This window comes from Rhizobium sp. KNZ14-9A, from assembly GCF_056755015.1.
Map to the genome: position 1 here is coordinate 686,959 of NZ_JBPGXB010000001.1, position 18,393 is coordinate 705,351.

Annotated in this window: 17 protein-coding genes; 5 read left to right on the forward strand and 12 right to left on the reverse strand. The window is 59.6% G+C overall.

Going from position 1 to position 18,393, the window contains the following annotated elements:
* Positions 1 to 14: 14 nt before the first annotated feature.
* The 7 genes from trbL to ACR9ZQ_RS03705 are packed head-to-tail and all read right to left on the reverse strand — an operon-like array spanning position 15 to position 6,683.
* Positions 15 to 1,217 carry a P-type conjugative transfer protein TrbL gene (gene trbL, locus ACR9ZQ_RS03675; RefSeq protein ID WP_481426876.1) on the reverse strand — a complete coding sequence of 401 codons (1,203 nt, stop codon included), beginning with the start codon at positions 1,215 to 1,217 and terminating at the stop codon, positions 15 to 17.
* Entirely contained in the window at positions 1,211 to 1,957 is a 747-nt protein-coding gene (trbJ, locus tag ACR9ZQ_RS03680) for a P-type conjugative transfer protein TrbJ (protein ID WP_310388905.1), read from the reverse strand. Before trbJ ends, trbL begins: the two co-directional genes overlap by 7 nt.
* Positions 1,958 to 1,991: 34 nt before the next feature.
* Positions 1,992 to 4,421 (reverse strand): conjugal transfer protein TrbE, encoded by a 2,430-nt coding sequence (locus ACR9ZQ_RS03685; protein ID WP_481427275.1) that lies wholly within the window; start codon positions 4,419 to 4,421, stop codon positions 1,992 to 1,994.
* A gap of 8 nt (positions 4,422 to 4,429) precedes the next feature.
* The gene (locus tag ACR9ZQ_RS03690; protein WP_439019281.1) at positions 4,430 to 4,729 is read right to left on the reverse strand and encodes a conjugal transfer protein TrbD; all 300 of its coding nucleotides are present in this window, start codon (positions 4,727 to 4,729) and stop codon (positions 4,430 to 4,432) included.
* Positions 4,729 to 5,097 (reverse strand): TrbC/VirB2 family protein, encoded by a 369-nt coding sequence (locus ACR9ZQ_RS03695; protein WP_481426877.1) that lies wholly within the window; start codon positions 5,095 to 5,097, stop codon positions 4,729 to 4,731. Before ACR9ZQ_RS03695 ends, ACR9ZQ_RS03690 begins: the two co-directional genes overlap by 1 nt.
* Positions 5,087 to 6,046 (reverse strand): P-type conjugative transfer ATPase TrbB, encoded by a 960-nt coding sequence (trbB, locus tag ACR9ZQ_RS03700; protein ID WP_481426878.1) that lies wholly within the window; start codon positions 6,044 to 6,046, stop codon positions 5,087 to 5,089. Before trbB ends, ACR9ZQ_RS03695 begins: the two co-directional genes overlap by 11 nt.
* 10 nt (positions 6,047 to 6,056) lie before the next feature.
* Entirely contained in the window at positions 6,057 to 6,683 is a 627-nt protein-coding gene (locus ACR9ZQ_RS03705; RefSeq protein ID WP_481426879.1) for an acyl-homoserine-lactone synthase, read from the reverse strand.
* Between the two features lie 31 nt (positions 6,684 to 6,714).
* On the opposite strand from ACR9ZQ_RS03705, the gene ACR9ZQ_RS03710 reads away from it, so the two are divergent.
* The 5 genes from ACR9ZQ_RS03710 to ACR9ZQ_RS03730 all read left to right on the forward strand — a co-directional run bounded on the left by ACR9ZQ_RS03710 (position 6,715) and on the right by ACR9ZQ_RS03730 (position 12,665).
* Positions 6,715 to 6,909, forward strand: coding sequence for a hypothetical protein (locus ACR9ZQ_RS03710; RefSeq protein ID WP_481426880.1), 195 nt, complete (start codon positions 6,715 to 6,717; stop codon positions 6,907 to 6,909).
* Between the two features lie 1,272 nt (positions 6,910 to 8,181).
* Positions 8,182 to 9,375, forward strand: coding sequence for a plasmid partitioning protein RepA (gene repA, locus ACR9ZQ_RS03715; RefSeq protein ID WP_481426881.1), 1,194 nt, complete (start codon positions 8,182 to 8,184; stop codon positions 9,373 to 9,375).
* A 4-nt stretch (positions 9,376 to 9,379) separates the two neighbouring features.
* Positions 9,380 to 10,387 carry a plasmid partitioning protein RepB gene (repB, locus tag ACR9ZQ_RS03720; protein WP_481426882.1) on the forward strand — a complete coding sequence of 336 codons (1,008 nt, stop codon included), beginning with the start codon at positions 9,380 to 9,382 and terminating at the stop codon, positions 10,385 to 10,387.
* Between the two features lie 154 nt (positions 10,388 to 10,541).
* Positions 10,542 to 11,828 carry a plasmid replication protein RepC gene (repC, locus tag ACR9ZQ_RS03725; protein WP_481426883.1) on the forward strand — a complete coding sequence of 429 codons (1,287 nt, stop codon included), beginning with the start codon at positions 10,542 to 10,544 and terminating at the stop codon, positions 11,826 to 11,828.
* Between the two features lie 543 nt (positions 11,829 to 12,371).
* Entirely contained in the window at positions 12,372 to 12,665 is a 294-nt protein-coding gene (locus ACR9ZQ_RS03730; protein WP_310388788.1) for a DUF2934 domain-containing protein, read from the forward strand.
* Positions 12,666 to 12,777: 112 nt separating this feature from the next.
* Here the strand turns inward: ACR9ZQ_RS03730 and ACR9ZQ_RS03735 are convergent, their stop codons facing one another.
* The 5 genes from ACR9ZQ_RS03735 to repA (ACR9ZQ_RS03755) form a co-directional block, all read right to left on the reverse strand.
* Positions 12,778 to 12,981 carry a cold-shock protein gene (locus ACR9ZQ_RS03735; RefSeq protein WP_310388786.1) on the reverse strand — a complete coding sequence of 68 codons (204 nt, stop codon included), beginning with the start codon at positions 12,979 to 12,981 and terminating at the stop codon, positions 12,778 to 12,780.
* 210 nt (positions 12,982 to 13,191) lie between these two features.
* On the reverse strand, positions 13,192 to 13,527 hold the full coding sequence (locus tag ACR9ZQ_RS03740) for a hypothetical protein (RefSeq protein ID WP_481426884.1): 336 nt from the start codon (positions 13,525 to 13,527) through the stop codon (positions 13,192 to 13,194).
* A 526-nt stretch (positions 13,528 to 14,053) separates the two neighbouring features.
* Positions 14,054 to 15,301, reverse strand: coding sequence for a plasmid replication protein RepC (gene repC / locus ACR9ZQ_RS03745; protein WP_481426885.1), 1,248 nt, complete (start codon positions 15,299 to 15,301; stop codon positions 14,054 to 14,056).
* Between the two features lie 153 nt (positions 15,302 to 15,454).
* Positions 15,455 to 16,450, reverse strand: coding sequence for a plasmid partitioning protein RepB (gene repB / locus ACR9ZQ_RS03750; RefSeq protein ID WP_477923403.1), 996 nt, complete (start codon positions 16,448 to 16,450; stop codon positions 15,455 to 15,457).
* A 78-nt stretch (positions 16,451 to 16,528) separates the two neighbouring features.
* A complete protein-coding gene (gene repA / locus ACR9ZQ_RS03755) occupies positions 16,529 to 17,725 on the reverse strand; it encodes a plasmid partitioning protein RepA (RefSeq protein ID WP_481426886.1) in 1,197 nt (398 codons plus the stop codon).
* Positions 17,726 to 18,393 lie beyond the last annotated feature (668 nt).

Below are 18,393 nucleotides of genomic sequence, written 5' to 3' on the forward strand. Positions count from 1 at the left end.
TCCCCACTCCTCGTTCACGTCCGTTGTCCGGGTCGGGGCGCTGTCGACGATCCCTTGCCTGCCGCGGACCGGCCCTGTTCGAGTTTGGCATTGGCAAGTCCAAGCAGCGATCCGGCATGCGAGCCCGGCGCCTCGATCGCCTTGTCCTTCAAGGCTGATGCGGTCGCCATGCTCGCGGCGCTCACACCTTCCGCCAAGCCGCGCATGACGGCGCCCGCCATGGATGCGCCGCCAGCCCGGGCCGATCTCGCCGCCGACATGCCTGCCGAGGCGCTCCCGGCCGCCAGGAAGCCGGCCCCTGCCGCAAAGGAGGCGGCCTGGCTGCCGTGCCGGATAACCTCCATGCCGCTGCCGACCGACACGCCTTGGATCACGCCCTGAATGATGTTTGGTACATAGATGGCAATGACGAAGACGACGACGGCAATTCCGGCGATCGCGAGCACCGTCTGAAACTGGTCGCCGATCTCAGGACGGTTGGCGAGGCCGATCAGGACCTGCGAACCGATGCGGGCGATCATGACGAGCGCCATCAGCTTCATTCCGACGCTGAAGGCGTAGACCAGATATCGGATCGCGAAATCCTTGGTGAAGGATGAGCCACCGAGCCCGAGCATGATCATGCCGGCAAGGAGGCCGATATACATCTCGGCCATGATCGCCACGAAGATCGCCGCCACCAGCGAGAAAGCGATCACGACCACGATCGTTGCGAAGGCCGCCGACACCGCCAGCGCATTGTCTTCGAACAGGCCGAAGCGGATCTTTTCGGCCATCTTGCCCGCCACCACCAGTCCGGCATTGAAGATATCGGCCGGCGAGGCATCTCCGCCCGACGCCCCGATCTGAAAGAGGCTGTCGACGACCGCTTTTGCAAAGGCTGGTCCCCGCTCAAGAACAAGGGCGAAGAACCCGACAAACATGATGCGGCGGACGAGTTCGGCAAACCATTCCTGCAGCGACGGCGCCTGCAGAGCGAGCCAGATCGCAGCAAGCCCGATCTCGATCGATGCCAGGATCCAAAAGAGCGATCGCGAAGCATTCGATACGGTCTGCTCCCATCCGCGCGCCGCGCCGCTGATCTCGTCCTGTAGCGATGTGATCAGGGATCCTTCCTGGGCATGGACGGGCGCAACCATGACGAAAAGAAGAAGGGCTGCCCAAACGACATCGCGCGCGACGCTCGCCGCTCTCTGTCTTCGCAGATGCCTCACCATTGCGGCTCCATGGTCCTGCCGCCGCTTGTCTGCGGGATGGTGGCCCTGAAAAACTGCTCGCGACGGGCTTGCGCGAGGTCCTTGTCGGTCTGATTGGTCTGCAGCCAGGTTCCCATCATCGTCATCTGCTGGGAGACGAGGCCGCGGAGCTTCTGCATCTGGGCAACCTGCTGGGCGGCAATCTCGTGACCGACCTGAAGCGCCTTCATCTGGCCATTGGCGCCATCGGAGAGCGATCGAAGCGATGCCATCGTCGCCTCCTCGGTGTCGAATTGCTTGGCCGTCAGGCTTGCCGCGCTGAGCGTGGCCGCGATCGTGTCGCGATTGGTGTCCGACCAGGTCTGGTAGGTCGCAGAGAAGCTTTCTGCGTCCGGCAGGTTCGCCCTGAGATCGGCATAGCTCTTGAACCGCTGCCGCAAAAGGTCATCGGCATTGGCCATGGCAAAGGCGATGCTCTGGCCGTCGGACACGACTGAGCGCAGCCGATTGAGATCGCCTTCGACCTCTCCCCAGATATGTGTGGGAAGCTGCGCGGTGTTCTGCAGCATGTTCTCGTAGATCTTCAGCTGGTTCTGGATCTGCTCGGCAAGCTGCGTGATCTGGGTCAGCTGGTTGTCGACCTGGACGCCCGAACTTTCGAGCAGCTTGATGAGCTCGCCATTGTTGGCAAGCTGCGTGAATTCGGTTGCCGCGCCGGTCGCAGCCCCTGCGACAACAGGAACCGGCCTGGCTGCTGCCATGAGGGTGGCGAGTGAGACTGCGAGAAAGCCGCGTCTAGATCGTGACATGGGACACTCCCCTCCCCTTGAGCCAGACAGATGGCCAGTCGTTTCCATGCTCGTTGCGGAGCGCGCGGATACGCTTGAGGTCGTCCTTGCCCGAGGCGCCTACGAAAGAAAGGGTGAGCGGTCCGAGCGCCATGTCGAAGAGGCGCCGGCCATCGGGAGAGACGATGTAGTAGTCCCGCTTTGGCCTTGCCGTGGCGACGATCTCGATCTGGCGCTCGTTGAAGCCGATCCGCTCGTAGAATTCGCGCGACCCGACGTCGCGGGCAGACCCGTTCGGCAGGCAGATCTTCGTCGGGCAGCTTTCCTTCAGAACATCGATGATGCCCGATCGCTCGGCATCCGAGATCGATTGCGTGGCAAGAACGACGGCGCAATTGACCTTGCGGAGCACTTTTAGCCACTCCCGGATCTTTTCGCGAAACACCGGATGGCCGAGCATCAGCCAGGCTTCGTCGAGGATGATCAGGCTCGGCACGCCGGAAAGCCGCCTTTCGATGCGCCGGAAGAGGTAGGTGAGGACAGGAAGCAGCGTGCGCTCGCCCATGGTCATCAGCTGCTCGATCTCGAAAGTCTGGAAATGGCCAAGCATCAGGCCGTCGCTTTCTGCGTCGATGAGCTGGCCCATCGGTCCATCGACCGTGTAATGGCGCAGCGCTTCCTTCAGGTCGCGCATCTGCACGCCGCTGACGAAGTCCGACAGCGAGCGTCCGGAAGAATTGGCCATCAGCGCGATCTGCCGCGCAATCGCATTGCGGTGATCCGGTGTGACGGCAATGCCCTGGAGGCCGACGAGCGTTTCGATCCACTCGCTTGCCCAGGCCCGATCGGCTTCACTCGACAGCTCCGCAAGCGGGCAGAAACTCAGGTCACTCCCCTCCCCTTCCCCGCCGATCTCGTAGTGATCTCCGCCGGCGGCAAGGGTGAGCGGCAGCATCGAACAGCCCTTGTCGAAGACGAAGAGCTGGCCATCCCTGTAGCGAAGAAACTGGGCGGCGATCAACGCGAGCAGCGTCGACTTTCCCGAACCGGTCGGCCCGAAGATCAAGGTGTGACCGACATCGTCGGCATGCAGGTTCAGGCGGAAGGGTGTCGAGCCGGAGGCGACCTGCATCAGCGGCGGAGCGCCCGCCTCGTAGAAGGGACAGGGGGCGGTCGGACTGCCCGTCCATACCGAGTTCAACGGTACGAGGTCGGAAAGATTGCGTGTCGTGATCAACGGCTCGCGAACATTGCAGTACCAGTTGCCAGGCAGACTGCCGAGAAAGGCGTCGGTGGCGTTGAGCGTTTCGATCCGGGCGCCGAAACCCTCGGCCTGTATCACCCGGCGAACGCCTTCGGCCTTCTTCTCCAGGCTCTCGGCATGATCGTCGAACAGCACGATGACCGGCGTGTAGTAACCGTAGGCGACGAGCTCGGAAGCAGCCTGCGCAATTGCGTCCTCCGTTTCGGCCACCATCGACAGCGCGTCCTGGTCAATCGAGCGGCTTTGTGTCTGGAAGAGCTGGTCGAGGAACGGCCGCACCTTCTGCTGCCACTTCTTTCTGGTGCGCTCCAGCCTCTCCCTCGCTTGCTCGGCATCGAGGAAGATGAAGCGTGACGACCAGCGATAGGCAAGCGCCATCAGGTCGAGGCTGTTGAGGATGCCGGGCCAGCTTTCGGCCGGCAATCCGTCGATGGCCACGACCGCGACGAAACGATTGTCGATCTTCGGCGTCAGGCCGTGCTCCATTTCGGCTGTCACCATGCAGTCGATATACATGGGCACGTCTGGCAGCCGGACCGGATGGTTGTCGCCTGAAATGCAGAAGCGGGCGAACTGCAGGAGTTCGTCATAGCGCACCGTGTTGGCGCCGCCGACCGCCGCCCGTGTCTTCATCCTGCGGATCGATAGCGTATTTGCCAGATATTGCTCGATCTCGCGTGTTGCCGCCTTGAAGGCTGTAAGTGCGATGTCGGCATGCGTCTGCTTTCGGCTACCGGTTTCGGAATAGACGTAGCGCGTGAGAGCGGAGCGGCGAGGCTCGGCCGGCCTGTAGGTCAGGATGATTGCATGGTGGCTCTCGAAATGGCCGCGCTCGGCTCCGAAATGCCGCCGGCGTTCTTCGTCGATCGCGCTTGTGACGCGATCGGGAAAATACGAGCGCGCGGGCGCGGCATAGTCGGCGGTCGGAACGCGGATCGCTTCGACCTGGATCATCCATCCGGAGCCGAGGCGCGCCAGCACCTGATTGATCTGTCGAGCAACCTCGTTGCGTTCCCCATCGGTGGAGCTTTCCGAATCCGGACCGGCAAAATACCAGCCGGCCATCAGCGAGCCGTCTTTCAGGAGCAGCACGCCTTCATCAACGAGGCCGGCATAGGGAACGAGGTCGGCAAAGGACGGTCCGGCATGGCGGAAAAGTCGTAGCGCCACCATGGTCGGCCTCAAGCACTTCGCCAGGGCGTCGACGTCGCCCGGTAGCGAGGTCGGTAGCGCAGGTGACGCAGATAGATCCGCCGCATCATCGGGTCGGCCTTGCCCATCCGACGCAGCAGGCCAAGGATCGCAGCCCAGATCGCGATGCCGATGAGGACCGAGTAGACGGTCAAGACGACAAAGATGAGGACGATGGCGGCAAGGCCGGTGACGAGGACCAGTTCGCGGTCGGCGCCCATCAAAAGGTTAGGCCTCGACAGGGCGCGATGGATGCGGTTGGTCTGCAGGCTGGAGATGGACGGGGCCATTATCTCTCCCCTCCCCTCTCCTGCGCCACTTGCGCGACGTCGGCGGCGATGCCAACAGAGGCACCCGTCGCCTGGAACAGGGCGACGATCTGGGTTGCGCCAAGAAGGACGCCGGCCACGAGGACGACATACATCAGCCGCCGCGCGAAATCGTTGAGTTCACCCCCAAAGATCAGCATGCCGCCGGCAACGGCGACCGCCGCAAGGGCGATGAAGCCGGCGACGGGACCCGTAATCGATTCCTGGATCTGTTCGAGGGGCGCCTCCCAGGGCAGGCCGCCTGCGGACCCCGCAAGGGCCGGAGGGGCAAGGGCGGCGAGCGCCAGGAACGCCGACCCGGTCAGGGCGGTACGATGACTAGGCTGCATGACGTTCCTCCACATGGGGTTTGAGGTGATAGGCGCCGCCATCAAAGCCCTTCACGTGAAGGAGATCTTTGACACGCCTGCCGTCCGGGGTCCGTTCGATCGAGACGACGAGGTCGACGGCCTCGCCGATGACTGTCTGCATCGGCTGGCGACTGGCTTCTGCCGTCAATTGTTCGAGGCGCTGGAGTGCCGAGCGTGCGGTATTGGCATGAAGGGTGGTGACGCCACCCGGATGGCCGGTATTCCAGGCTTTCAAAAGCGTGAGTGCGGCACCGTCGCGCACCTCGCCGACGATGATGCGATCGGGTCGCAGGCGCATGGTGCTTTTGAGGAGCTGCGCCATGTCGACATGATCGCTGGTCCGCAGCGCCAGCATGTTGGCGGCTGCGCATCGAAGCTCGCTCGTGTCTTCCAGGATGACGAGGCGATCGCCGGGGCAATAGGCGGCAATCTCGGCAATGATGGCGTTGGACAGCGTGGTCTTGCCCGATCCGGTCCCGCCTGAGACGACCACATTGTGTCGCGCCCGGACGGCATCACGCAGGATACGGGCCTGAGGTCCGGTCATGATGCCCGATGCCACGTAGTCGTCGAGCGGTATGAGTTGGGAGGCGCGCCGGCGGATAGAGAAGGCAGGAGACGTCACGACCGGCGGAAGCAGGCCCTCGAAACGGTGTCCACCGATCGGCAGTTCCCCGGACACGATGGGACGCCCCATGTCGACCTGCGTATTCAGGACATGGGCGACGGCGCCGATAATGATCTCGGCCCGCCCCTCCTCCATCTCGCCTGCCGCAGAGATGCCGGCGCCGAGACGCTCGATGAAGAGATGTCCGTCGGGATTGAGCATGATCTCGCTGACCGATGGATCGGTGAGTGCGCCGATGAGCGCCGGGCCAAGGGCTTCCTCGAGCTTGCGCACCAGCCGTGGTAACGAACGGGCTTCCATCGCTGCGTCCTCACGCGGCGCTGCGAAAGCCGGGCGGGACGCTTGAGCGAAGAGCGGGCGGTCGCATCGCCTCGAGATGCTCCTGCGAGACCGCCAGGCTGCCGGCGACGCTGCGCACGTCGCCGATAAGGCGGGGTTCGCCATAACGCGTCAAGGGCCAGGAGGCGCGTTTGAGAATGCGCTCGAACCTGAGGTCGGTAACGGTTGCGATCTCCGTCATTCCGGCTGCCAGACACCATTCCAGGATCCCGGTAAACAGGAAGACGGTCGCCTGGTTCAGTCCGAAGGGTCCAGGTGTCGCCTCCGCATGCGTGTCGACGCAGAACCTGGAGCTTTCGACCATGCGTGCGTGCGGCAGGAAGGGTCTGTTCCCAAGCAGCTCAGGGAATACATCCGTGAGCATCGTCGGTCCGAGAGCGGGAAGCAGGCGCGCCGACGCTATCGCCTCGCCCCTTTCACCAACGATGACGATGTAATGGGGGCCAAGCTCGTCGAACCGGTCGCGTTCCCTGCCCTCCTCAACCGTGACCTGCCATTTGAGCCGTGCGTCGAAGACCCGCGCCCTGAGGCGAAACATGCTGTCGAGAAGATAGGGTTCTGATGCTGCATCTGCTGGTGCAATCGCCGTCGCAAACATGATCGCTCTCCGCGCCAAGTGAGGTGCAGCTATGCAGACCACGATGCCGCTCGCTTGTCAGACCCTCGCATGTGAGGGGGCGGTCCACGCTGGCGTCACCAACCGCACCGGCGTCGCGTCCCTCGCCCATCCGTACATGCTCGACTTCACGTCGATGGAGCCATTCGAGCTGGTGCTCGGCGGCTATCTGATCGCTGCTGTGAGCCCGGCGATGTGCAACCGATGACGATGGCCACCTCGTGCGAACCGCGTTAGGCGCGTCATGCCCAAGAAGGAAATGCCGGCATCACGCGGCAAACGCTTATGAGGCGCCGTGCCTGGCTCAACCGCGAAACTTATGATCGCGCGTTGGGGTTGCTTCATGCGTCAAAGACGAAATGCCGGTGTCATCCATCAACCGTGCATGCACAAATTTGTCAGCTGACAAAAATCGAGAATGTATCAGATAATTCAATGGCATAAAGCAATTTTGGCGGCTCTGGTGTGGGCCCCATGAACCTGCTCGGAGGTCTGGTCGGTCGTTCGAACGAGAGGACCGGCGCTTTGGGTCATCATCAACTGCTTCTCTCCACCACTCCCATGTCGCCACGAAGGAAGCTCATCCTGCGCAACCTCGACCGATGCCAGCCGGCCAAGCGCCGATCGCCTGAAAGGAGTCGAAATTGGACGTCGATAAAAGGTCGGTCTTATCGGCCGATTGATGTTCAGCGTTCGATTTGCAACCGTATCAACATATTCACCAGTGTCAGATTTCCGGTTTGCATCGCGAGCTCCAGCGCGCATTTAGTTGAAAGATTGCAGCGGCTGTCTGTGCTGCGGCACCCATGATTGACGGCCCATAAAGCTCCGCTACCAATTTCACTGGTCCTGATCCGCTCGCGACGTCGCGATTCTCGAGATTTGAGGCAAGCAACACGGCTTCTTGCCTCGAAGCGTTCCGTCGCAGAGGTACCAGCCGGCCTGTTTCACAAACGGCATTATCTGATGGCATACATTCAACTGAACGATGTCTGGGCAGTTTCACTATGGGTGGCCGCCAACGCAACTCGAGGTGTCTGTAGCCCGTCGTCATCCCCTGCCCTGACCCGGGCTAACCGTTCTAGTGACAATCGACCGTCAGCTCTGTAGTCCGCGGACTACATCTCTGAGGCCCGCGATTGGCGATCCTGTGCAAACCTCCGCCCCTCACATCCGTGGGGATGAGCGCCGGCAGCCCTTCGCATATCATCGATACTTGCGCAGAAGTGCGCAGAAGATCAATGAAGCGGCCGGTTATCGAAGCTCTTCCGAGGTGCGCGGGGGTTCGTCAATTGCGGGTCTTGAACTGCCTGGATAGCGGCGGACGAAGAAGCATCATTTTACGGGAAAACGGGGTCGCAGAGGCCTGTGGATAGCCTTATGGTTAAGCGTTTGTAAATCGGTAACGAATCGCGCGATAATATAACTGCGCAGTTGATGCTCTATCTCCCAAAATTGCGCAATTAAATTGGAAACCACGATGCTAGCGAATCCAGTTCTGAAAGACGATCAAGAGCACCTTCCATCGCTTCTGGCAACGGACGCTCAGGAGCTCGCCTATCAGCTCCAGCAGCACCAGGCTAAAATTTTCCCGCCGCTGTCCCGGAAGACGATGCGGCTGTTTTCTCCTGCGGAGGCCGCCTCCTATATTGGCATCGGCGAAGGCTATCTTCGCCAGATTGCCAAGGACGGCCACGGACCGGATCCACTCGCCAACGGCCGGCGCCAGTATGATGCCGAGGACATGAACCGCATCCGGCAGGCGCTCGACGAGCGAAACGGCACGCCGAAATACGTGCCAGGCCGGCGCGGCGCCGAAAAGCTGCAGGTCATCTCGGTCATGAACTTCAAGGGGGGCTCCGGCAAGACGACGACCGCGGGGCATCTCGCGCAGTTTCTGGCGCTGCGCGGCTACCGCGTCCTAGCGATCGATCTCGATCCCCAGGCGTCCCTGTCGGCGCTCTTTGGCCATCAGCCCGAGCTCGACGTCGGGGAGGGAGAAACGATCTACGGCGCCATCCGTTACGAGCGTCCGGTGCCGATCTCGGAGGTGGTGCGCGCAACCTACACACCGAACCTCCACATCATTCCCGGCAATCTCGAACTGATGGAATTCGAGCATGAAACGCCGAAGGCGATGGCGGGGGGCACGGCCGAATCCCTGTTCTTCGCCCGGATCGGTCAGGCGCTGACCGATATCGAAAGCCTTTACGATGTCGTCGTCATCGATTGCCCGCCGCAGCTCGGCTTTCTGACGATGTCAGCGCTCTGTGCTGCGACCTCCGTGCTGATTACCGTGCACCCGCAGATGCTCGACGTCATGTCGATGTCGCAGTTCCTGACGATGACGAGCGAGCTGATGTCGGTCGTCGAGCGGGCAGGCGGGCGCACGAGCTATGACTGGATGCGCTATCTCGTGACACGCTTCGAACCCAATGACGGACCGCAGAGCCAGATGACCGGCTTCATGCGGGCGATCTTCGGAAACCGAATGCTTCAGAATTCGATGCTGAAGTCGACGGCAATCTCGGACGCCGGTGTCACCAAGCAGACGCTCTACGAGGTCGACCGATCGCAGTTTACCCGCGGGACATACGATCGGGCACTGGAATCAATGAACCTCGTCAACGGCGAGATCGAGGCCCATGTCCGCTCGACCTGGGGCAGGAGATAGCTAAATGGCGCGCAAGAACCTCATTGAAGTATCAAACCCCAACGAAGCTCGTCCGGAACCGTCTCCGGTATCGCCGCGTGACAGCCGGCCGATTGCCGGCTTCATCCCGCAGACGCGCAGCGGCGGCCCCGTCGGCGGCATTACGAGGACGCTTGGCAACATCACCGAGAAGGTGGAGCGCGCCAATGATCTAGAGCGCCAGCTCGCCGAGGGGCAGACGGTCGTCGAGCTCGACACGGCGCTGATCGATGCCTCCTTCATCGCCGACCGACTTGAAGTCGACGCGGCCGAACTTTCGCAGCTGACGGAACAGATCCGCGAGCACGGCCAGCAGGTGCCAATCCTGGTGCGCCCGCACCCGGATGCTCAAGGCCGCTACCAGGTCGCCTTCGGTCATCGTCGCCTTGCCGCGACCAAGGCTCTCGGAATCAAGGTCAAGGCGATCGTGCGCACGCTGACCGACGATCAGCTTGTCGTCAGCCAGGGTCAGGAAAACAATGCCCGTACCGACCTGTCCTATATCGAGCGGGCGCTCTTTGCGCATCGCCTGGACGAGAAAGGCTTTGGCAGCGACGTCGTGATGGCTGCGCTCAACGTCGACAGGGCTGCGTTGTCAAAAATGCGCGTCATCACCCGCCAGGTTCCGTTCGCGCTGATCAGCACGATCGGATCGGCTCCGGAGATCGGCCGACGGCGCTGGCTTGAGTTCGGCGAGCATCTTGAAACGGCCGATATCGACGCGCTCGTAACAATGTTGTCCGCGGACTACATGCGCCAGCTGTCGAGCAATTACCGGTTCCATCAGGCCTTTGCCCTGGCCACGAAAAAACCGACGGGTGTGAAGGCAGGCTCGACATCCACGCAGATCGCCGATCTGCCTGTGAAGTTCAAACGCACGCCAGCGACCGCAACCTTCGTCTTCGACAGCAAGGCAGCGCCAGGTTTCGATGAATTCGTGCAGGAGAGGCTCAAGCGCCTCTACGCGGAATACCAACAGGAAAGAGGAGCTTAGGAAAGCAAAAGAAAAAGGCCCCCAAACGTCGCCGTCGTGGAAGCCCTTCTCGTTCTAGCAAATCAAGAATCGCATTTCCACGAATCGCAGTCAAGAGTCTTTAGGCGTCAGTTTGGCGAGCGGATCTCTTTTGCCTGACAAAGGGTGAAAGAAAATGGAGAGTGGAAGTGTGACGACGCCCTTTGGGCGGCGGCCGATGACGCTTGGCATGTTTTCAAGCCAGGTGGCGTCGCGCCGGATCGAACCGGACAAATCGGTCGACAAATGGAAACTGTATCGGGCCCTCTGTGAAGCGCGGCCGCTGCTCGGCGTGTCCGACAGGGCGCTCGCCGTCATGAACGCCCTTCTGAGCTTCTATCCGAAGAACGAGCTATCGGAAGAAAACGGGCTTGTCGTATTTCCATCGAACGTGCAGCTGTCTCTGCGCGCCCATGGCATGGCCGAGCAAACGATCCGACGGCATCTTGCCGGGCTGATTGGTGCCGGGCTGCTGATCCGAAAGGACAGCCCGAACGGCAAGCGCTATGCGCATAAGGGCAGGTCGGGAACGGTGGAGGACGCGTTCGGGTTCTCGCTGGCGCCGTTGCTTGCGCGCTCCGAAGAGATCGAGACTCTGGCCGCCCAAGTCATTGCCGATCGGATGCATCTTCAGCGCCTGCGTGAGCGCCTGACGCTCTGCCGGCGGGATATCTCAAAGCTCGTTGAAACGGCGCTTGAGGAGGCGCTCTCCGGCGATTGGGAGGCCGTTATCCTCTATCAGCAGGGTATTGTTGGTGCCCTTTCGCGCAATCCTGCCGCTTCGGAACTCGAAGAAGCCCTCGAAGACATGGAACAACTGCGCGAAGATGTGGTCAACCAGTTGGAAAATCTGCTGGATTCCAGAAAAACAAGCGGCAATGCCATTCAAAATGAGCGGCACATACAGAGTTCAGAACCCGACTCTATTTCTGAACTTGAACCTGGCTTCGAAACGAAGCTGGGCGCGAAAGCCGAGGACAACAACGGGCCGAATGCCAAGACGAGACGGCAGCAGGACGGCAGCAAGGGCATGGCGGCAGAAAGGGGGAGGGGACAAGCCAGCGGTGACCTGAAATCCTTCCCGCTCGGGCTCGTCGTGCAGGCATGCCCGCAAATATCCGACTACGCGCGGGGCGGCGCGATCGGCAGCTGGCGGGATCTGATGGCGGCAGCGGTCATCGTCCGCTCGATGCTCGGCGTCAGCCCGTCTGCCTATCAGGATGCCTGCGAAACGATGGGTGCGGAAAATGCGGCGACCGTGATCGCCTGCATCCTGGAGAGGGGAGGCCACATCAATTCGGCGGGCGGTTATCTGCGCGACCTGACGAGGCGTGCGGAACGCGGTGAGTTTGCGCTTGGTCCCATGTTGATGGCGCTTTATCGCAGCAGCGGGAATGGGAGCAGGCGTGCCGGCACTGGCTAAGGCGGTCCTGCCGCAATGATGGACGTCCGCGGCCTTTGCGCCCTAGGCGACAATCGGATCCAGGGTTTGCGGTAGGTATGAGCCATCAGGGTTTTGTTTGCCACCAGAAAAGCGCGAAGGATGCGAAGGCGGTTGCGAGAAGCGTCTGATGGTCCATGAGACTGTCCTTGTTGAAGCAGCGCGATAATGCGGTAGGCGATCAAGAGCTCCCAATGACCAGAGCGCCTGGGCCGGCCGAAAGGGCATGGGGATCGGCCTACTTTTCAAGCTTCGGTCGTGGATGGGCGGTCGCTCTGGAATTCTCCAAAAGCCACAAGCTAACATGGTTAACGGGCCTCAAGCGATCGAACCGGCCCGTGCTGAGCCGAAGCCTGAGGAGGGAGGGGGCTGACCGGCACAAGGTCGGAGCAAACGTCAGGATGGATCCGACAATCGCGATTTCGTGATGGCGGCTGAGGCTAGAAAAGCGTGCACCACGGTTGTCACCGCGGGTTGCAGTGCCATCTGTCTCATCCGGACAGGATGAGCAAGTGGAGGACGACGATGTCAGTCAAGGAAGACCGTATCAGACAGCGCGCCTATGAAATCTGGGAGCGGGAAGGCCGGCCGGACGGAGAGGATATGAGGCACTGGCTTCAGGCATTTCAGGAAATCGCCGCCAGTGCTGACGCCGACAGCCAGCCGGCCGGGAAGTCGCGCGCGAAGAAGACCACAAGCGCCGACAAACCGGTAAAGCCAAAGGTCGCAAGCAGATCCAAAGGCGGCGCCCAGAGCGTTCCAACGACAATCCCACCGCCGAAAGCTGGCAAGCCTGTCGCGGGCCTCACCAAGCACTGACGGGTTTAAGTGCGAGCGGCAGTCCGGTCGATAGGCGTATGGGTCTTACAGAAGCGGGGCGCCTTGATGGGCGCCCCGCAATCAGTTGTCTCGCTCATAAATCTCGTGCCGATCAGAGCGATCTGACGTTTTCCGCCTTCGATTTGCCGGTCTTCCGGTCCTGGCCGAGATCGTAGGAGACGCTCTGGCCTTCCTTCAGCGCGTCGCCGTACTCCAGCGCCGAGACGTGGACGAAGACATCTGGCCCTCCGGTTTCCGGCGTGATGAAGCCGAAGCCCTTGTCCTGATTGAAAAACTTAACCTTGCCAGTCGGCATGACATCCTCGTGTGTTTGCACTTGTTGTGGAACTGCAACCTAACCTCTGCATTCTGCCAGATCAACCCACGCCGTGCCTTCGGGCGTCGTCAACGGCGCTTCCGCGGGGCTACGTTGTCCCACGCGATTGGAACGATGTCGTAGAAGAAATCGGGCCAACCTGCCTGCGACCAATTCCAGGACACGAGTTATAGCCACCTTCTCTATAACTCAACGCTCCAGCGGATAATCGCATTTTAGTCTCTTCAGGTTCCGCCAGAGCAGCGAAGGCGGCGTTGTACCCTCCTTCAAAAACAATCGCGCCGCCTGACCGCTGCGCCTGGCCGAACGTAGTAGTAGCCGGCCGCCTATGCCTATGCTTATGGTATGGCGTTCTTGAAACCTGGATTTGACGAAAACGGAGCGTGCCCATGAGCCACCGTCAGCGCCGAGTTTATTTGACTGGAAATCTTTTCGAATACGGATGTCGTGCATGTCGAAGCCTCGGAAATGGATCCCGGTCTCGACGATCTCAATGCCGAACCAGCGACGGGTAGTCAGGCGCACGGTAGCGACTCATCAGCCTTTGAGAGCGGACGCGCTGAGGGAGAGCCAGCTTCAAGCTTTATTCCCGTCTCAAGGCGGAAGGCGTCGCAGAAATAGACTTGGAAGCCGAGGGTAGGCCGCTGGAGCCTGAGCGAGGACGATCGCATGACAGCGCCGAACCGTTTTCTAAGTCTAAAGCAAGGCAACAGGCGGTGAGCGAAACTCAGAACCGTCTTCACCCTCCCCCTCCTCGACGGCAGGAACGACAAAAGCAGGAGCAGATCCGTGCGAGCGTTCTCGGCCGCAGAAAAATGCAGCACACGTCAGCCACCGCGTCTTGAGCCGAAGTCGAGCGCCACCCCAGTCGCTTCTCAAACGATATACCCTCGTTTGCCAACAGGGATCTGCACCTGAGAACCTGGGCGCGGACTGCAACACGCAAAAATCACACGTACCCCAACACCCCGCCGGCTGCACGGCCTGCTGAAGTGCAGGCCTGGGTAGATTTTACGCTAACAGGGTCTGAGAACAGCCTGACTTTCCGTTCTCAGACTATCGCGCCTGGTCTTGCCCGAACAAGTGCCAGGATCATCGGCCCCACGGAAAACTGACCGACGGCCGCCCGCCGGCTCAAGTCCCTGAGATAAGCTCCGGCCGAGTAGATGCCCCCTCCCCTCTCGTAAATGCACGCGATAACGACGGCTGCATTCTCCGGGCCCATAGTCCGGCACGCGGTTTGAAAGGCGGGCTGGTTGATCTGGAGCATGGAACCAAGGATCGAGCTTGCTGCCACAAGCTCTCTCCAGCTTTTGATAGAACCTCCTGGCCCAAAGTGTGTGATTTCTGGGCAAGCCCGCAGCACCATATCTAACGAAACACATGGCTCAACGGTATCTTTGCTGGTTGGGTGGCGCTTCTCGTGGCATCCGAAGGCATCATTAAACTCAGATCTCGAAGATGAAGCCCGGTTGCTTGAGACTTCATCATCGTTTTCAGATTCAAAATGGGAATATGTATGTGAATCCTGTATGTGGCGCTCATTCTGAGATTCATTGGCGCACATTTTTTGTGATTTATCGTGTTCTTCCAACAAGTTGATGATCCGCATACGGAGTCCTGTCAATTGCATCAGCACTGCCTGAAGCTGATCAAGCAACGGGCGCCGAGGAAGGGATGACAAGAACGAGCGAAAGAGGTCGTGAAGCTCTGCCCAGTCACCTTCGACAATACCTGCCCGTGCTAGCTGAATGAGCTTGGTGATCTCACGCCGGCAAAGACTAATTTTCTCTCGAGTGGAATGGAGAAGTTCACGATCGGCGGCGATGCGGCCGGCAATCGTCTCAATCTCCTGCGCACGAGACAAAAGCGGCGCTAGGCTGAACCCGAAGGCTTCTCTGAAGTCCCCTGCCCTCCCCCTGCGAGCATAACGCTTTCCGTTGGGGCTGTCCTTGCGCAGGATGAGACCCGCATCGACGAGCGCGGCTAGATGCCGTCTGAGCGTCGCAGCAGTCATGCCGCGCGCCCGGATAGAAAGCTGAGCATTGGACGGAAACACGATCATGCTGTTCGAGGCGGAGAGCTCGTCCGAAGGATAAAATGACAGCAGCGCGTCCAGGACCGTTAGAGAGCGGTCACTGACGTGAAGGTCATGGCGAGCCTCGCAGACGGCTCGAAAGAGCTTCCACTTGTTACGCTTGATGTCTGGCGAGGCCTTCTCGGCTTGCCTATGCTTTGTCAGCAAGGCAAACGTCATCGCCCGCCGGCCAAAGGGCGTCGTTATGCATGCGGCATCCATGTTCTTCCACCTTTACGTAGGCAAAAGAAATTCGTTCACCGAAACGGTGCCAAGACTCTTGACGGGGATTCGTGAAAATGCGATTCTCTGGTTGCTACATACAGAGGAAGGCTTCCACGACGGCAACGTTTGGGGGGCCTTTTTCTTTTGCGGTTAATCTCCTGCTTCAGTCTGTACTTCACGCTGGAACGTCTGATAGAGCGACTCCAGCTGGTCTGATAGAAACGCTCCGAATTTTGACGCATCTTTTGATGTCAGCGCGAGCGTAAATGTTCTTCCGGACGACTTGGTCGTCACCGCAACGGATTTCGCGGCAACCTCAAACTGACGGACGGACGGAGACGCGTCCTTCTTTTTCTTCGGCTTCTTTGCCGTTTTAAGTTCGCCTAGAAGTGCGTTGAATCGCTCGGCCTCTGCAGTGTGACGGAAATCGGCTGCGAGAATAAATGCACACGCCCTGTCAGCATTGGCTGGAACCTGAACAAGCTTTTTCAATTCTTCCCAGCGATCGCGTCCGACGCCTTTTGCAGCGCCGACAGCGTCAAGGACGGACTCGGGAATGGACTCAGCGACAGCCAGCATTCTTGAAAGCAGGGTATCGTCGATCGTTAGGGCGATTTTCACGACATCTTTGCTCATGCCATTGGCGACGAGCTTCCTGGCAAAGAGTGCCTTCTCGATGAAGGTCAGGTCGGAGCGGGCGGTGTTTTCTTGACCCTGGGCTATCACATGGGCGATGTCTTCGAGGGGCTTGATCACGGCCCGGACTGGGATCTGAAGGTCCCGCGCGGCGCGGGCACGACGATGCCCAAAGACGATCATATATCGCCCCTCGGCGTCAGGATGGGGACGTACGAGGATCGGGGTTGACTGGCCCGACTGACGAATGGCTTCGCGAAGCTGGACATAGTCTTCTTGATCATCGCCGATGCGGTCGGCAACGAATGAACCTTCGAGCAACTCTGGATCGAGTGGGACCACCGTCTCGCCTTCGAGCATGCGAATCGAAGTCTCGGCCAGCTCGTCGAGCGACTGCATCATGGAACGTGAAGCACCACGGCGGGTATACTCCGCGCGAGTGTCAGCCGTCCGCTGGTGCTCTTCGGCCGTTGGCTGCACGAACTTTGCCAAAGAATGGTTTCTAGCCATTGTTTGCCTCCCTAACGCCTTCAAGTCGATGATTTGCTGATAGATTTAACGCTTCTGCACGGCTGTCAAAAGGTCCCGTCATTTGCGCCCCCATGCCTTGTGGATGAGGCTTGTGACTTCGCCATTGACCGCATTCAGACACTCAAGCGCGCGGTCGTAGGTCGATCGCGTGAACTGATTCTTTTCCACCTCGTAAAGCGTCTGCTTCGTAATGCCGGCATCGCTAATGGCGGTGGATTTCAGCATGTGGTTCTGCAGCATGCGCTTCGAGAACATGGCCTGCATGAAACCGACCATCTGAGCTTGGGGGCCATCGGTCGGTTCGTATCGTGTGACCAGGTACCTGAACCAGTTCAGCCTGACGCGTGCACCTGCTCCTTTGATCGATTCAAGGATCCCGCCTAGCATGAGAAGGAATTGGCTCATCGACATGATGTCAAGCATCTGCGGATGGACGGTAATGAGGACGGAGGTCGAGGCCGTCAGCGCGGTCAGGGTAAGATAACCGAGTTGCGGAGGGCAGTCGATCACAACCACATCGTAACGATCATCGACTTCTTTGAGGGCGCTGGAAATGCGCGTGAAAAACAACCTCCCCTCCGGGGACGATTTGTTCGATGCCGCAAGTGGCGTCTGATACTCGTATTCCTGCAGCTCAAGATTTGCCGGGATAATGTCGAGCCCGGGAAAGTTCGTCGGTTGGATGATTTCCTTGATCGACTTGCGCTGGTCGTCGTAGCGGAGCGTTTCGAAGAGAGACGGATTTTTGTCGAGCTCAGGCTGAATGCCGTGAAGTGAAGTCAGCGATGCCTGGGGATCGAGATCGATGGCAAGAACACGATGACCGGTGAGAGCCAGATATTGAGCGAGGTGGGCAGTCGTTGTTGTCTTGCCGGAGCCGCCTTTGAAATTGACGACCGAGACGATCTGCAACGGCTCCCCTGCCCTGCGATGAGGCACATAGCGCTTGAAATCGCTGCGCCCGTTCTTGTCGAGGAAGTGGCGCAGTTCCAGCATCTGCACGGCCGTGTAGGTTCTGCGGCCGGACGAGGTTGTCGCAGGAACTGGCCCCTTGCCTTCGAGGTGGAGCTTCTTAATGTGGTTTTGAGTGACGCCGAGATAATCTGCGACTTCAGCCAGCGAGAAAGAGCGTAGACCTTTTTCTGCGTCTGGCGGATATTGCTCCAATCGGAGCATGTTCAAATTGTCAGAAATCAATTCTCCCTGCTGGAGAATTTCCTGATCGAAATCCGATGCCTCGATGTTGATTTCCATGTTCAAACAGCCAATTCCAGAATAACGCTTTTAGCTCAAACGCAGCTCAATAAGCGTTATTAATACCGGCGATTCTACCTGTTCGGCAAACTGTTTTTAGTTAACAGAGCCTTAACGGCGAATTGAGGCCACGAAAAAACGACCTTGGCTCGGCGTATCCTTCTGATTTCGCGTGGAAAAGTGCAATTTTGCACGGCTGTCAAGTTAGACTCGGAAGGTACAGCCAGCCTTCGCCAGTGAGGAAGGCCTCAGGGAAACCGCAGGCGGCGTTAAGACAATGGCCGAGAATGTCACTTTTTACACTCTCTCCGCATTGAGCTTTGTCGTTCGCGGTCTTGTCTCGTCGGGATGGCTCAAGACCCACCGATCTCATATTTTTTGATGATCGTCTTATCGGGGCAATGGGCGTGGCATTGGCTGCGAAATAGAGGACAGTGATTGCCAGCCAGGCGACCCTCCTTGGAAGGATTTCTCGCCATGGGCGGCTGACGACATGATCGAACGATTGTTGCGGACCCGCGCCAGAGCGCGAATAGTTGACGACTCTGCAGCAAACGATCTTCTCCGTTCAGTTCTGGAGAAATGGTATCAGCGACCGAGTCGTATGACTGCGGCAGAGACGATGTCTAGCGACGCCTTGATGCTTTCCGTCAGCCTTTGCTCCTGGA